Raw genomic sequence first — 15,371 nt, 5'->3', positions numbered from 1 at the left:
GGCCTAGTTCGAGGCCAGCGCCGCCTTGGCGAGTTCCGCCATCCAGCTCGATGCCACCGGTAGGATCGCGTCGTTGAAATCATAGCGCGGGCCGTGCAGCTCGGCGCCATCCCGCAATTCGCCATTGCCGATCCAGACGAAGGCGCCCGGACGCCGCGAGAGATAGTGGGCAAAATCCTCGCCGGCCATGCTGGGCGCGAGGTCGCGCCGCAACTCGGCCCGTACCGTGTCCGCCGCGAGGCGCGCGAGATCCGCTTCTGCCGGCGTGTTGATGACCACGCCGACGCCAATGACGATCTCGGGCGTGACCTTGACGCCGAAGCTCGTGGCAATCCCGGCGCAGATCTGTTCGATCCGCGCCAAAACGGTGTCCTTCACCGCATCGCGATGGTAGCGCAGCGTGCCGCCGATCGAGACGCGTCCGGCGATTTGGTTGCGTGCCGTGCCGCCTTCGAGCGTGCAGAGCGAGAGCACGGCGGTGTCGAGCGGATCGACGCTGCGCGAGACGATCGATTGCAGCGCCACGATCAAATGGCCGGCCGCCATCACCGGATCGCGCGTCAGATGCGGCATGCCGGCGTGACCGGCATGGCCATCGATGGTGATGGTGATGCGCCCGCCGGAGGCCATGACGACGCCGTCATGGACCGCGATGGTGCCGGCGGCGAGCCCCGGCCAGTTGTGAAAGCCGAACACCCGTTGCATCGGAAAGCGGTCGAACAGCCCGGCCGCGACCATCGCGCGCGAGCCGCCATAACCTTCCTCGGCCGGCTGGAAGATGAAATCGACCGTCCCGCTCCAGCTGGTGTCGGCGGCGAGCAGCGCGGCCGCGCCGAGCAGCGAAGCGGTATGCCCGTCATGGCCGCAGGCATGCATCACACCGGGGTTTTGCGAAGCGTAAGCTAGCCCCGTATCTTCGGTGATCGGCAGCGCATCCATGTCGGCCCGCAGGCCGACGCGGCCCTGGGCGTGGCCGCGCGTCAGGGTCGCGACGATGCCGTGACCGCCGATGTTGGCCTCGAAGGAAATGCCGAGCTCGGTGAGCTTGTCCTGCACGAAGGCCGCGGTGGCTTTCTCCTGGAGGGACAGTTCGGGATGCGCATGCAAATGCCGGCGCCACGCGGTCAGTTTCTGGTGCAGCTCGGGGGTCAAGGCGGGAATCTCTCGGCTTGTGTGTCGGCGTCGACACCATAGCCGAATAACCGCAGCTTGCATCAAGCCTCAGCGAATGCCTCGCGTGCAGCAACGCGCTCCCGTCTACGCCGACAGCTTCGCCAGCCCGTCCCAATCGAAGCTGATGCCGTGGCCGATACGGTCCGGCGCGAGCGCAAGCCCGTCCTGCAGCACCAGTGGATGCTCGATAAATTTGTCGAGCCCAAAACCGTGCGCCTCCAGATACGACCGGTTCGGGCAGGCCGCGAGCAGGTGCACGGTGACGTCATGCGCGCCATGGCTGGTGACGGGCAGGTTGAACGCCTCCGACAGCCGCCCGATCTTCATGAAGGCGGAGACGCCGCCGCAATTGGTGACGTCAGGCTCGGGATAGGACACCGCGCCCGCGACGATGTAGTTCTTGAACTCCCAAAGCGAACGTAAATTCTCGCCCGCCGCGATCGGCACGCCGCCGGCCTGCATGATGCGAGTGTGGCCCGCGACGTCGTCGGGAATGATCGGCTCCTCGAGCCAGGTGAGGTCATACGGTTGGAACGCGCGGGCGGCGCGGATCGCTTCCTCGACCGTCCATTTCATGTTGGCATCCACCATCAACGGAAAGCCGTCACCGAGATGCTGTCGCATCGCCGCGACCCGCGCCACATCCGATTTGAGATCGGGGCGGCCGGCCTTCATCTTGATGGCGCGAAAGCCCTTGCTGAGATTGCCGTCAGTCTGCGCGAGCAGTGCATCGACGGAGAGATCGAGATCGATGCCGCCCGCATAACACGGCACGCGCGCGTCGAATCCGCCGAGCAACTGATACAGCGGCAATTGCGCGCGCCGCGCCTTCAAATCCCACAGCGCGATGTCGAGTGCCGAGAGCGCCAGCACCGCTGGCCCGCCGCGCCCGCCATAATGCAGTGCCCACCAGACCTGGTGCCAGATCGCCTCGGTATCATCGGCCTCGCGGCCTTCGACGAGCGGCGGGATCTCGCGCTTGAGGATGTCGGCGACGGCGCCGCCATTGCGTCCGACCGTGTAAGTGTAGCCGACCCCCTCGGCGCCATCGGCATCCCGGATGCGGCAGGTGATCAGCTCGAACGCCGCCATGTCGCCATGCATCGAGTCCGACAGCGTGACGGGAAGGGGGATCCGGTAGAATCCGGTCTCGATGGTCGAAATGCGCGGCATGCGGCCTCCCTGCGTTTTCTTTGCAGGCTAGGCCGACGCGCACCGCCCGGCAAGCGCGCGCCATGCAAGGCAGCTCACCGCATCGTCGCGAGCTGCACGGCCAGCGCGCAGGCGCGGTCGTATTCGTCGAGATTGATCCACTCGTCGATCGTGTGCACCTCGTTCTGGCCGGCGCCGAAGGTCACGGTCGGAACGCCGTGGCGGACCATCCAGTTGGCATCGAGGCCGCCATTGGCGGTGCGCACGTTCGGGGTGCCGCCGACGGCGGACACGGCCTCCACCGCGCGTTTGACGACAGGAAGGTTGTCCTTCATGCGGAACGGGAAATAGTCGGTCTCGGCCTTGAACTTGACCTTGCCGGACTTGCCTTGCGCGTTGGTGACTTTCTTGGCCGCCTTCTCGAACGCGGCCTTGTAGGCTTTTGTGATCTCCTTGAAGAACTTTCCGTCATGGCTGCGGCTTTCGCCGCGCACATGGACGTAGTCGGTGACGACGTTGGTGGCGTCGCCCGCAGGCCTTCCCTCGCCGCCGGTGACGGGGCCGACATTGCTGGTGCCTTGCTGCTTGCGCTTGACCACCTTGCCGAACCAGCCGCCGGCCTTCACGTCGGCGAGCGCAAGCGCGAGGATCATGGTCGAGGAGATGCCGCGCTCCGGCGCGACGCCGGCATGCGAGGCGCGGCCGAAGATTTCCACGGTCCAGCGGTCGGCACCCACGGCGCCGATGACGACGTTGGAGGCCGAGCCGCCGTCATAGTTGAAGGCCATCACCGGCGAGCCGAGCTCGTCCAGCTTGACGTGGCGCGCGCCATAGAGCCCGCTCTCCTCGCGCACGCAGAACAGCAGCGTGATCGGCGGATGATCGAGTTGCTGCTTTTCGAGCTCGACCGCCAGCGTCACCAGCACGCCGCAGCCGCAGCGATTGTCGCCGCCGAGCGCGGTCTTCGCATCATTGACGATCTTGCGACCCGACTTTTTCGGCTTGGCGCCGGCGCATAGCGGCACGGTATCCATGTGGGTCATGAACATGATGCGCGGCTGGTTGTGCAGCGCGCCGCGGCCGGGCAGGTCGACGATGAGGTTGCCGGTCTCGGTCGGCACCGGAATGCGGGTATTGGCGTCGTCGAGCCGGATCGCTTTCGCCGGCACGCCGCTCTCCTTCAGCGCAGCCGTGAGCTCACGCCCGATTGCGGCCTCCTGTCCGGTGACGCCCTCGACGGCGAGAAAGCGCAAGAGGCGGTCGGTGGCGGCTTTGGTGTCGACAGGCATGAGATGTCCCCTTGATGCAGGGCTCTACTCTATCGTCGGTCTTGGCGAGGTATAGACCAAAAAGATCAGCGCGCCGATGCCAAGCATGGCTGCCATGAAAAGCAGCACCGCCGGCAACCCTGCAAAGGCCGCCACCGCACCGGTGATCGATTGCATCAGCGCCGCGCCGAGGAAGAAGGCGAGGTTGATCGCCGCGAGCGCCTTGCCCGCAACTTGGGCGTCGACCAGCTGCCGCGACATGCCGAACAGCAGCGGCTGTGCGGAAGTGGCAAGCCCGATGAGCACGAACAGCACGAGGTCGTATTGCGGCGGCATCACCGCAACACCACACAACACGGAAATGGCATAGCGCGGGGCCCCTAACGCCATCAGCGCCAGCAGCAACGCGCCGACGAGATGCGTTCCCGCCACCAGCGCGCGGCGGCGTGCCAGCCTGCGGTCGATCATGCCGATGACAAGCGGACCTGCGATCATGGCCAGCGTGAACGCGCCGAGCTGGTTGCCGGCCTCGACCCGCGACAATCCCTTGACCTGCATCAGCCACGGTCCGCCCCACAGGCCGCGCAGCACCAGCGAGGTCGCAAGCGACACCAGCGCCAGCGCGATCAGGCCGCGCAAGGGCCGCGACAGTCCGAGCCTGAGCACCTCGATCATCTGCGACAGCGGCGAGGACTCGTCCTTGTGCTCGGCCGGCTGGCTCGGCACCAGCAGGAACACCGCGAGCGCCACGGCGACGCCGCCGAGCGCCGAGATCCAGAACCCGGCGCGCCAGCCGCAAGTGTCGACCACGAAGGCGAGCGGACTCGACGACAACAGCATGCCGATATTGCCGATCGAGAGGATCGCGCCCGACCACAGCCCAAAGCGCGCGGCCGACAATTGCTTGGCCGCCAACGTCATCGGGCACATCAGCATGCCGGAGGTGGCAATGCCCAGCAGCACCTGCCCGATGGCGAAGCTTTCGGGTCCCGTTGCGAACCCGGACGCGATGGCGCCGACCACGGTTCCCGCGAGCAGGCTCAGCGACACCGGCCGCACGCCAAAGCGGTCCATCGCCGCACCGACCGGGATCTGCGCGGCCGCAAACGCGAACGGGTAGACCGAGGTGAGGCTCGCCAGCGCCTGCGGTTCGATGCCGAAATCCGCCGCCATCAGGTCGAGGCTGACCGCCGGAATGGTGCGCAGCAAGGTCGAGAGCATGTGCCCGCAGGCCAGCGCAAGCAGCGCAAAGATCAGCGCGCGGGTGGCTCCCGCGTCGTGGGTGGCGGCGGTGGTCATGGGCGTTGCGTCCCGGCAAGGTTTCGGGTGGGGTTACATGATTGACGGGTGCATGCCAACATCGGGACCGCCATGGCCGCAATGTCGTGGATGCACAAGGCAACGGACGCGCAAGATCCTAAACGTGCAAGGCTAGTGACATCATGTATCTCGGCATCGACCTCGGCACCTCCGCCGTCAAAATCGTTCTGGTCGACGACGCGCAGCGCGTGGTGGCGAGCCGCAGCCGGTCACTGACGGTCTCCTCGCCGCGTCCCGGCCATTGCGAGCAGGACCCGGCACAGTGGATCGAGGCGACGTTCGCGACGCTGGACGCGCTGAAGGCGGATCACGCGCGCGAGCTGTCCGAGGTCGAGGGCATCGGCCTGTCCGGCCAGATGCACGGCGCGACGCTGCTCGACGCCAGCCACAGGCCGTTGCGGCCCTGCATTCTCTGGAATGACGGACGGTCCTTTGCGGAATGCGCCGAGCTGGAGCGGCGCTGGCCCGCCTTGCGGACCACGACAGGCAACAAGGCGATGCCGGGATTCACCGCGCCAAAATTGCTGTGGGTCGCTAGGCACGAACCGGAGATCTTCGCGGCGACAAAACTCGTGCTGCAACCAAAGGCCTATCTGCGCCTGGTGCTGACCGGCGAGGCGATCGAGGATGTCTCGGACGCCTCGGGTTCGCTGTGGCTCGATGTTAGCAGCCGCGATTGGTCGGATGAAGGACTCGCCGCGACCGCGCTATCGCGCCGGCAGATGCCCCGTCTGGTCGAGGGCTGCGCGCCGGCTGCACGGCTGCGGAGCGAGTTGGCGCAGCGCTGGGGCATGACCGGGCGGCCGATGATCGCGGGCGGGGCCGGCGACAATCCGGCGGGAGCCATCGGCATCGGCGCCATCAATCCCGGGGCAGCCTTCATTTCGCTCGGAACCTCCGGCGCATTGCTGGTGCCGACCGAGACGATCGCGGCCAATCCGGAGCGGGTCGTGCACACGTTCTGTCACGCCGTCCCCGACAGGTGGATTCAAGCCGGCGCGATCCTCTCGGCGGCATCGTGCCTGGCCTGGATCGCGCGGCTGTTGGGGATCCCTGAGACTGAGCTGCTGGCGCCGCTCGGGTTGCGCCCGCGGGCGCCGTCGCCGATCAGCTTCCTGCCGTACCTCTCCGGCGAACGCACCCCGCACGATGACCCCGACGTGCGCGGCATGCTCGATGGGATCAGTCACGCCACCGATCGTGACGCGATCGTGCAAGCCGTGCTCGAAGGCGTCGCCTTCGCGCTTGCGGATTGCCGGGACGTGCTGGCCGAGACCGGATTGGTGATCGCGGAGGCGGATGTCATCGGCGGCGGCTCACGGTCGCGGTTTTGGCTTTCGGTGCTGGCCAATGTCCTGAACGTGCCGGTGCATCGCTTTGCCGACGGCGAGACGGGCGCGGCGTTCGGTGCGGCGCGGCTTGGCCGCCTCGCCGTCACCGGTGAGGCGATCGACGCCGTCTGCACCGCGCCACAGCGCGTCGAGACCTTCGAGCCCGACGGCGCGCTTGCGCAGGCCTATGCCGAGCGGCTGCCGCAATGGCGCCGCCTGTACCGGCCGCGGCGCTGATCGCGATACGCGATGATGTGGCGAAGAAAAGGCATCACGCGCGAGATCGGTTCCGTCTGCAAAAGATAAAAGCAGCGCCGGACCGTTGGTCGGCATGCCGGAGGTATTGCCCTGCGCCACAACCTTTTGTTTAATGCTTGCGCGCGCGCCAGGGACCAACGAGACGCGGGTGAGATTGCGATGCCGCCGTCGGCGCATCGGGGAGGTGTGATGAGCGAGCCCATCCTCGAGATGCGCCGGGTCTCTAAATCGTTCTTCAGCATCAAGGCGCTGCGCGACGTCGACCTCACCGTCTACGCGGGCGAAATCCACGCTTTGATGGGCGAGAACGGCGCCGGCAAATCCACCCTGATGAAGATCCTGTCGGGCGCCTACCGGCCGGACCCGGGCAGCGAAATCCGCATCGACGGCCAGCCCGTGCAGATCAGCGGTCCGCTCGGCGGCCGCGCAGCCGGCATCGCGATCATCTATCAGGAACTCTCGCTCGCCCCCAACCTGAGCGTTGCGGAGAATATCTATCTCGGTCGCGAGGTCTCCCGCGGCGGCTTGCTGGCGCGCGAGGCGATGCAGGCCGGCGTCGGTCCGATCCTGGCGCGGCTCGGCGCGGATTTCACGCCGCAGACGCAGGTCGCCAATCTCTCGATGGGCCAGCGCCAACTGGTCGAGATCGCGCGCGCGCTGCACGCCCGCTCCAGGATCCTGATCATGGACGAGCCGACCACCGCGTTGTCGGCCGGTGAGAGCGAAAGGCTGTTCGCGCTGATCCGCCAGCTGCGCGCCGAAGGTCTCGCCATCATCTACATCTCGCATCGCATGGACGAGGTCTATGCGCTCGGCGACCGCGTCACGGTGCTGCGCGACGGCACGCTGGTCGGCTCGCTCGACAAGGCAGACATCCGTGCCGACACCATCGTCCGGATGATGGTGGGACGCGACGTCTCGTCCTTCTACAAGAAGGAGCATGATCCCAGGAACGATCCCAACGCGCGGTCGGGAGCTCCCGTGCTTGCGGCCGTCGACATCGCCGACGGCAGGCGCGTCAAGGGATGTTCGCTGGCGGTGCATGCGGGCGAGGTGGTAGGGCTTGCCGGCCTGGTCGGCGCCGGCCGCACCGAGCTTGCGCACCTCATCATGGGCGCCGCGCCCATGATCTCCGGCCATGTCGAGATTGACGGGCGCGAGGTCTCCATCCGCACGCCCGGCGAGGCGCTGGACGCCGGCATCGCCTATCTCACCGAGGACAGGAAGGCGCTCGGCCTGTTCCTCGACATGTCCTGTCTCGACAACATCAATCTCGCGGTGCTCGGCCGCGACGCGAAATTCGGCGGCATCCTCGATCGCGACAAGGCCCGCGACCGCGCCAAGCGCGCGTTCGCGGGGCTCGGCATCCGCGCTGCGAATGTCGGTGTTCCCGCTGGCGGGCTCTCGGGCGGCAACCAGCAGAAAGTGCTGCTGTCGCGGCTGCTCGCGATCGGCCCGAAAATCCTGATCCTCGACGAGCCGACGCGCGGCGTCGACGTCGGCGCCAAGTCCGAGATCTATTCGATCATCGACAATCTCGCGAAGTCGGGCACCGCGGTTCTCGTCATCTCGTCCGACCTGCCCGAGATCATCGGCATCTGCGACCGCGTCATCGTGATGCGTGCAGGACATATCGCCGGGCAGATCCGGCGCGACGCGACATCGCCGCTCAATCAGGAGGAGATCATGGCCCTCGCCACCGGAACGGAGCAGCTCGATGCCTGAGAACGGCGCTTCCGCCAACACCGCCCCCGCCAAAGCCGTCCCCGTCGCGCCCGGTCTTGCCGCCGCGCAGGAGACGAAGCGGCAGCGGACGCGGATGATCATTCGCGCGGTCGGCATGCTGCCGGTGCTGCTGCTCTTGTGCATCGGCTTTCACGTGCTGTCGGACGGCCGCTTCTTCACCGGCCAGAACATCGGCATCGTGGTGCAGCAGTCCGCGGTCAATACCGTGCTGGCCGCAGGCATGACCTTCGTCATCCTCACCGGCGGCATCGACCTGTCGGTCGGCTCCATCTTGGCGGCGGCGGCGATGGCCGGGCTGATCATCTCCAAATTTCCCGATCTCGGGGCGCTGTGGTTGCCGGCCGCGGTGCTCACCGGCACCGTCTTCGGCATTCTCAACGGCGGCTTGATCGCGCTGTTGCGCCTGCCGCCCTTCATCGTCACGCTGGGATCGTTGACCGCCGTGCGCGGCGCGGCGCGCCTGCTCGGCGCCGACACCACGGTGTTCAATCCGTCGATCCCCTATGCCTTCATCGGCAACGGTGCTCTGACCCTCATTCCCGGCGTATTGTCGATTCCCTGGCTCTGGGTGATCGCGTTGCTGGTCATCCTGGTGTCGTGGCTGGTGCTCAAGCGCACCGTGCTCGGGGTGCACATCTACGCGGTCGGCGGCAATGAGAGCGCGGCGCGGCTCGCCGGCATCAAGGTCTGGGCCGTGTTGATTTTCGTCTACGGCGTGTCCGGCCTGCTCGCGGGCCTCGGCGGCGCGATGCAGGCAGCGCGCCTCTACGCGGCCAATGGCCTGCAGCTCGGCCAGTCCTACGAACTCGACGCCATCACCGCCGTGATCCTGGGCGGCACCTCCTTTGTCGGCGGCATCGGCTCGATCTGGGGAACGCTGGTCGGCGCGCTGATCATTGCCGTGTTGTCGAACGGCCTGATCCTGATCGGCGTGTCCGACGTCTGGCAATATGTGATCAAGGGTCTGGTCATCATCGGCGCGGTGGCGCTGGACCGCTATCGGCTGCAGGGCTCGGCTCGGACTTGAGAGCATGATCCGAAAAAGTGCGAAGCGGTTTTTCGAAAGGATCATGCTCAAACAAGGAGCATGAAAATGCAGCCGGCACCGCGCCGTCATGTTCATTCCGTCACGGCAACTGGTCGCCGCGCCGGAGCTTCAAACAGACCAGGGAGGAAGCCAATGTTGAAGTCGATCTCGCTTGCCGGCGCCGCGATGGCGCTCGTCCTGAGCTCCGCGCCGTCCTACGCCAAGGAGCTTAAGTCGATCGGCATTTCGCTGGGCTCGCTCGGCAATCCATTCTTCGTCGCGTTGTCGAAGGGCGCCGAGTTCGAGGCCAAGAAGACCAACCCCAACGTGAAGATCACGACGGTGGGCTTCGAATATGATCTCGGCAAGCAGGTCACCCAGATCGACAATTTCATCGCCGCCGGCGTCGACCTGATCCTGCTCAACCCTGGCGATCCCAAGGCGATCGGACCAGCGATCAAGAAGGCGCAGGCCGCCGGCATCGTCGTCGTTGCCGTCGACACCGCGGCCGAAGGCGCCGACGCCACGGTGACCACCAACAACGTCCAGGCCGGCGAGATCTCCTGCCAGTACATCGTCGACAAGCTGGGAGGCAAGGGCGACGTGATCATCGAGAACGGCCCGCAGGTCTCCGCGGTGATCGATCGCGTGGTCGGCTGCAAGAACGTGCTCGGCAAGAATCCCGGCATCAAGGTCCTGTCCAGCGACCAGGACGGCAAGGGCTCGCGCGAAGGCGGCCTCACGGTGGCGCAGGGCTATCTGACCCGCTTCGCCAAGATCGACGCCATCTTCGCCATCAACGACCCGCAGGCGATCGGCACCGACCTCGCCGCGCGCCAGCAGCAGCGCACCGGCATCGTCATCACCGCGGTCGACGGCGCCCCCGACATCGAAGCGGCGCTCAAGGACCCGCAGGCGACGCAGATTCAGGCCTCCGCCTCGCAGGACCCGTTCTTCATGGCCCGCCGCGCCGTGCAGGTCGGCGTCAGCATTCTCAACGGCCAGAAGCCGGCGTCCACGGTCGAGCTGCTGCCGTCGAAACTCGTGACGCGCGACAATGTCGGCGAGTACAAAGGCTGGACCTCGGATCGGTCGCAGTAGCGGGCGAGAGGCGGCCGGCGCCGGATGCGGCGCTGGTCGGCTCGCGTGGCACCAGCGGAAGATGTGGCAGCGATCCCTGCAGGATGGCCCCGTTCGCATATCACCAAAGCGGCCTGCGGAACCCGCAGGAGGTCCGGGTCTCCTTGGCGGCGCCGCGCATGCGGAAGGCGGTTTGCCAGCATTTTCGCGCGTAACTTAACGTATACTTTAGAGTCCACTGCCTATTGGAGGTTGCAGAGGATTCCCGATGACCTTGAGCCCTTCTTCCGCCGCCACCACGTTGGGTCGCCTAGCCCGGGACGAGCGCGGCAATATCGCCGTCATCTTCGCCATCGCCTTGTTGCCGGTCTTGTCATTCGTCGGCGCTGCGATCGACTACAGCCGCGCCGCCCACGCCCGCACCGCGATGCAGGGTGCGCTCGATTCGGCCGCGCTGATGGTCGCCAAGAACCTGTCCGATGGGAAGATCACGGCTGACCAGGTTCCGACCGCTGGCGCCGCTTACTTCGCCGCACTCTATACCCACACCGGCAGCCAGAACGTCAAGGCGTCCGCCACCTACACCGCCAACAATGGCGGCAAGGGATCGACGGTGACGATGGCGGCGTCGGGCGAAATCAAGAGCCAGTTCATGCAGATTGCCGGCTTTCCAACCCTCGACTTCAGCGTCGGCTCGACCTCGACCTGGGGGAACAACCTGCTGCGCATCGCGCTGGTGCTCGACAACACCGGTTCCATGGGGGGCACCAAGATCAGCAACCTGAAGACCGCATCCAAGAACCTTGTCGACAAGCTCGGGGCGCTGGCGAAGACCCCGGGCGATGTCATGTTCTCCGTGATTCCGTTCGCGAGCGCCGTCAACGTCGGCATCGACAAGGTCTCGGCCACGTGGCTGCGCTGGGATCTATGGGACCCCAGGTCGGAGGATTCCTCCAGCAACTCCTATTGCAGCAGCGGACGGAGCTCCTGGTACACGATGGCGATGTGCAAGGGGCATGGCTACACCTGGAGCCATTCCGTAGGCTCGCCTTCAACTTCGAACTGGAACGGCTGTGTGACCGACCGCGATCAGAGCTACGACGTCTCCGACGCATTGCCATCGGCGCTGACAACGCAATTTGTCGCCGACCAAGACCCGTACTGCCCGGCCAAATTGCTGGCGCTGACCAGCACAGCCAGCACCGTCAAGAGCACCATCGACGCGATGTCGGCGAACGGCGGCACCAATCAGACCATCGGGCTGCACTGGGGCTGGCTGTCGCTGCTGCAGCAAGCGCCGCTGAACGCGCCGGCCGAGGACGTCAACAACGTGTACCAGCACGTGATCATCCTGTTCACCGACGGCCAGAACACGGTCAATCGGTGGAACGGCGACGGGTCCATGACCTCGTCCTCGACTGAACGCGGCAAGATCGACACGCGAATGGAGGCTCTGTGCACCGCCGTCAAGGCCAAGAACACGACCATCTACACGGTCCAGCTCGACGACGGCACCGGGGTGTCGCCCGTGCTTCCCAAATGTGCGAGCGGCTCGGCAAACTTCTTCATGCTGAGCAACCCCAGCGAAATCGACGCCGCCTTCACCCAGATCGGCACATCCATTTCCAAGCTGCGCGTTTCGAAGTAGCCCCACATATCCATTTTGCTTGATATTGGCCCGGGGAAGCAAAGGCTGAAACAGCAGGCAGAGCCCGCCAAGGGCGAAATCGCATCCTCACGTGAGCGCCAACGCGCGTCATATGTTGGCTCGGCGGCTGACCTTCGCGCGAGCGATCGTGACGTCCGTTCGCGAGCTAGACCGGACCGTCGCTCATGCAAAGCGGAGTCGCAGTTTGACCCGAAGCAGATTTGATGAGCAGCGCGGAACCCATCGAGTTCAACACGCGGAAATTGTGTGAGACAAATTAAACAATCATTAGATGAGCACCGGATATTGATACTCCAGAAGGGGTCAGGGATCCCGAACGATGCGATAGATGGACAGAGTGATGCGAAATGAAGGCTTTGTCTTTGCCGTCCTCAATGCTTATCGGTTCAGCGAAATTCTGCGCTTGTGGATCGCAATTGCGATTGTTGCAGCCGTTGACCTCGTATGGCTTCGCGCCGCTGGGATGACGATGGCTATCGATCCGACGCAAGCGATTGCGTTCTGTGCTGCTGCTCTTCTCTCCTTTGTTTACACGAGGTTGAGGCCGGATCGGCGTATCGCTGAGCTTGCCACGGCTTTGGCTCAGATCATTGCCTTTACGGTCGTGGGCGCGATCCTGAGTTATCTAACCATCACGGCAAAGTTTCCGTTGGTCGATTCCCAGCTGGCCGGTGTCGACACCCTGCTGAGACTGAATTGGCTGGCTTTCTTTGAGTGGGTTGAGGTCAGACCAATTATCAAAGCGGTCCTCGCAGTCGCGTATCACAGCTGTATGCTGCAGGTCGCCATCTTGTTGGTGTGGCTGAGTGCGTGCGGGCGATTTGAAAGGATGCGAGAGTTTGTTTGGCTGTTCGTAACATCGCTCCTCGTGATTCTTCCGATCTCATGGAGACTGCCGGCAGCGAGCGCATGGGTCTACTTTGGCGTCGTCGAACGCGTCGACGCGTATCATTTGGTCGATTTCAACGCACTCCGAAGCGGCGAGATGACACGCATTTCGTTGACGCACGTGAATGGTCTGATCACATTTCCTTCGTTCCACGCTGCGCTGGCCACAATACTTATATACGCCAGCCGAGGCGTGAAGATGCTTTTCCCACTATACCTTGTCTTGAACTTGCTGATGCTTGCTGCAACACCTACTGTAGGCGGCCACTATTTCATCGATATCATCGCCGGTGCGGGCATCGTTCTCTGCCTCGCTTGCCTTCGACAGCTTCGCTGGGGCGTTTTGTTTGCGCGATGGAACACCTCGCCATCGCACGCGGCCGGATAGTCATCCACGCTCTGCAAGCGACAGAGCGATTTGTCTTGGCAGAGGTCATCAAACGACAAACAGATTGAAGTTCGCTTGTGGCGCGAAGGCGAAGGTCGCCATCGCCTGCGGTACACCGGAGCGGGGGCCAGCCGACATCGAGAACACGCGGGCAAACTGACCCGGAACGGACATCGCCAGGGTCTGGTCGATGTCGCCGGCGCGCCCGGTGTAGTGGCACCCCCATCTGGCCCGAAACTGATCTATCGCAGCGCCCGGCGTGGACCGCTTTGACCAACCATCGACATTGCATTGCCGAGAATTTTGGCTTTACGCTTGGGCAACGTGTCAGGAGTTGCGCGCATGGGCGGGGACACAGGTAGCCTTTTCTTGTCGGGGGGCGGCGAGATGGGCGCTCTCACAAGAGCGTTTGACTGGTCAAAAACATCGCTCGGCTCGCCGGAAGCGTGGCCGCAAAGTCTTCGGGTCACGGTGCGGCTCGTTCTTACCTCACGCCACCCGATGTTCATTTGGTGGGCACCGGACCTCATCCAGTTCTATAACGATGCGTATCGCGAAACGATGGGTCCCGAGCGGCATCCGAGCGCCTTGGGCGCGGGCGGCCGTGAATGCTGGGATGAAATATGGGACATCATTGGTCCCCAGATTGAATACGTCATGGCAGGTAAGGGGGCGACGTGGCATGAGGATCAATTGGTGCCTGTAACCCGCCACGGTCGGCGCGAGGATGTCTGGTGGACGTACAGCTTCGGTCCAATTGACCTTGAAGATAAAGTCGGCGGCGTACTCGTTGTCTGTAAAGACGTCACCTCCGAGCACATGGCAAGGGAAGCCCTGAGGCTTATCAACGAAGAGCTAAAGCACCGGTTCAAGAACACCTTTGCTGTGCTTGGTGCTGTTGCCAGCCAAACATTTCGTGACGTATCGAGCCGCGCCGATCTTGAAAAGTATAAGGCACGACTTGCCGCGTTCGGACGAGCACACGCCTTGCTGACTGCGGCGAATTGGGCTGCTGCCCCACTTCGAGATGTCGTCAACACGGCCCTGAGCCCTTACAGAACAGGCGAAGGCCGGATTACGACGTCCGGTCCTCCGCTTGTTCTCAGATCGCAACAGGCTCTCGCCCTTTCCTTAGCGGTTCACGAGCTCGCCACCAATGCAGTAAAGTATGGCGCTCTGAGCGTGACAGGCGGCCGGGTGTCCATCGTGTGGTCAACCGAAGATCAGGCGGGTGATCAAAAATTCGTCTTCGTCTGGCAAGAATTCGGCGGTCCATCTGTGTCGGAGCCCGCCGATAAAGGCTTCGGTTCGCAACTCATTTCGGGGGCGCTGGAATACGACTTCAGAGGGTCGGTTGCGGTGTCCTATGAATCGACCGGACTCACTTGCCGCCTCACGGCTCCGCTCGAAAATCTGGAAATGTCACCACAATAGTGGGAGCTTTTACCCGACCCATGTTGACTGCCGCGAGGACGAGGAGCCCCTCACGGGCCCGCCGTCATGTCGTGTCCTGTCCACCGGCGCCTCGCCGGTCGCGATCCCGATCCTTAGATCGCATTGCTCCATTGGAGTTGCGCGAACGCCAAGTAGCTCAGGAATCTCCTCGCGCAATTCTCCGATACGTTCGATCATTTCCAGGGAGGCGAGGCATGCAAGGCGGGCATGATCGGCCTCATCGACGAAAGGTGGGTCCCAATAAGCCATGATGCCGTCGCCGATATACTTGTCGATGATCCCTCGGTTGTTCCGGATTGGTTCGGACATGACCGAAAGGTAGTGGTTCATGACCTTGACGAGACCTTGCGGGGTCATGCCTTCGCTAAGGCTGGTGAAGCCCTTCAAGTCGCAGAACAACACAGTCATCACCCGGCGCTGGCCTTCGGCGGCCGTCAAATTTGGGTGATCGATCAGCCCCTTCAACGACGCGCGGATCGATGTATTTTCCGAATGTTTCCTTGATGCGTTGGTTGTTGCGCAATTGCACAACCATTCGATTGAAGGCGGCAGCCAGTTGTCCGATTTCGTCAGTCGCCCTTACATCGATTGATTGATCGAGCTGACCCGCTTCCAT

General features: G+C 64.1%; 11 protein-coding genes and 1 pseudogene. 7 read left to right on the top strand and 5 right to left on the bottom strand.

What is annotated here, in order from left to right; all coding sequences use genetic code 11:
- Positions 1 to 3 precede the first annotated feature (3 nt).
- The 4 genes from RX329_RS31625 to RX329_RS31610 all read right to left on the bottom strand — a co-directional run bounded on the left by RX329_RS31625 (position 4) and on the right by RX329_RS31610 (position 4,892).
- Complete coding sequence (locus tag RX329_RS31625; RefSeq protein WP_204510527.1) at positions 4 to 1,152, bottom strand: amidohydrolase; 1,149 nt, start codon at positions 1,150 to 1,152, stop codon at positions 4 to 6.
- Positions 1,153 to 1,257: 105 nt separating this feature from the next.
- Positions 1,258 to 2,346 (bottom strand): mandelate racemase/muconate lactonizing enzyme family protein, encoded by a 1,089-nt coding sequence (locus RX329_RS31620; protein ID WP_085352056.1) that lies wholly within the window; start codon positions 2,344 to 2,346, stop codon positions 1,258 to 1,260.
- A 74-nt stretch (positions 2,347 to 2,420) separates the two neighbouring features.
- Positions 2,421 to 3,614 carry a M20/M25/M40 family metallo-hydrolase gene (locus RX329_RS31615; RefSeq protein WP_317244801.1) on the bottom strand — a complete coding sequence of 398 codons (1,194 nt, stop codon included), beginning with the start codon at positions 3,612 to 3,614 and terminating at the stop codon, positions 2,421 to 2,423.
- 24 nt (positions 3,615 to 3,638) lie between these two features.
- On the bottom strand, positions 3,639 to 4,892 hold the full coding sequence (locus RX329_RS31610) for an MFS transporter (RefSeq protein WP_247488871.1): 1,254 nt from the start codon (positions 4,890 to 4,892) through the stop codon (positions 3,639 to 3,641).
- 143 nt (positions 4,893 to 5,035) lie between these two features.
- Between RX329_RS31610 and xylB the strand changes: the two genes are divergently transcribed.
- From xylB to RX329_RS31575, 7 genes are all read left to right on the top strand, one after another.
- A complete protein-coding gene (gene xylB, locus RX329_RS31605; RefSeq protein ID WP_247488869.1) occupies positions 5,036 to 6,481 on the top strand; it encodes a xylulokinase in 1,446 nt (481 codons plus the stop codon).
- A 210-nt stretch (positions 6,482 to 6,691) separates the two neighbouring features.
- A complete protein-coding gene (locus RX329_RS31600) occupies positions 6,692 to 8,227 on the top strand; it encodes a sugar ABC transporter ATP-binding protein (protein WP_317244800.1) in 1,536 nt (511 codons plus the stop codon).
- Positions 8,220 to 9,275: an ABC transporter permease subunit gene (locus RX329_RS31595; protein WP_018458272.1), complete on the top strand. Its 1,056-nt coding sequence runs from the start codon at positions 8,220 to 8,222 to the stop codon at positions 9,273 to 9,275. Before RX329_RS31600 ends, RX329_RS31595 begins: the two co-directional genes overlap by 8 nt.
- 153 nt (positions 9,276 to 9,428) lie before the next feature.
- Complete coding sequence (locus RX329_RS31590) at positions 9,429 to 10,376, top strand: ABC transporter substrate-binding protein (protein WP_018458273.1); 948 nt, start codon at positions 9,429 to 9,431, stop codon at positions 10,374 to 10,376.
- 247 nt (positions 10,377 to 10,623) lie between these two features.
- Complete coding sequence (locus RX329_RS31585; protein ID WP_247454674.1) at positions 10,624 to 12,003, top strand: TadE/TadG family type IV pilus assembly protein; 1,380 nt, start codon at positions 10,624 to 10,626, stop codon at positions 12,001 to 12,003.
- A gap of 349 nt (positions 12,004 to 12,352) precedes the next feature.
- On the top strand, positions 12,353 to 13,300 hold the full coding sequence (locus RX329_RS31580) for a phosphatase PAP2 family protein (protein ID WP_317244799.1): 948 nt from the start codon (positions 12,353 to 12,355) through the stop codon (positions 13,298 to 13,300).
- Positions 13,301 to 13,687: 387 nt separating this feature from the next.
- Positions 13,688 to 14,734: a sensor histidine kinase gene (locus RX329_RS31575; protein WP_317244798.1), complete on the top strand. Its 1,047-nt coding sequence runs from the start codon at positions 13,688 to 13,690 to the stop codon at positions 14,732 to 14,734.
- 90 nt (positions 14,735 to 14,824) lie between these two features.
- Here RX329_RS31575 and RX329_RS31570 read toward each other — a convergent pair.
- Positions 14,825 to 15,371, bottom strand: a pseudogene (locus RX329_RS31570) (adenylate/guanylate cyclase domain-containing protein); the annotation flags it as partial.

Source organism: Bradyrhizobium sp. BWC-3-1, from assembly GCF_032917965.1.
Taxonomy (GTDB): domain Bacteria; phylum Pseudomonadota; class Alphaproteobacteria; order Rhizobiales; family Xanthobacteraceae; genus Bradyrhizobium; species Bradyrhizobium canariense_D.
Note: the sequence above shows the minus strand (reverse complement) of the source record. Positions and strands in the feature narration are given on the sequence as shown.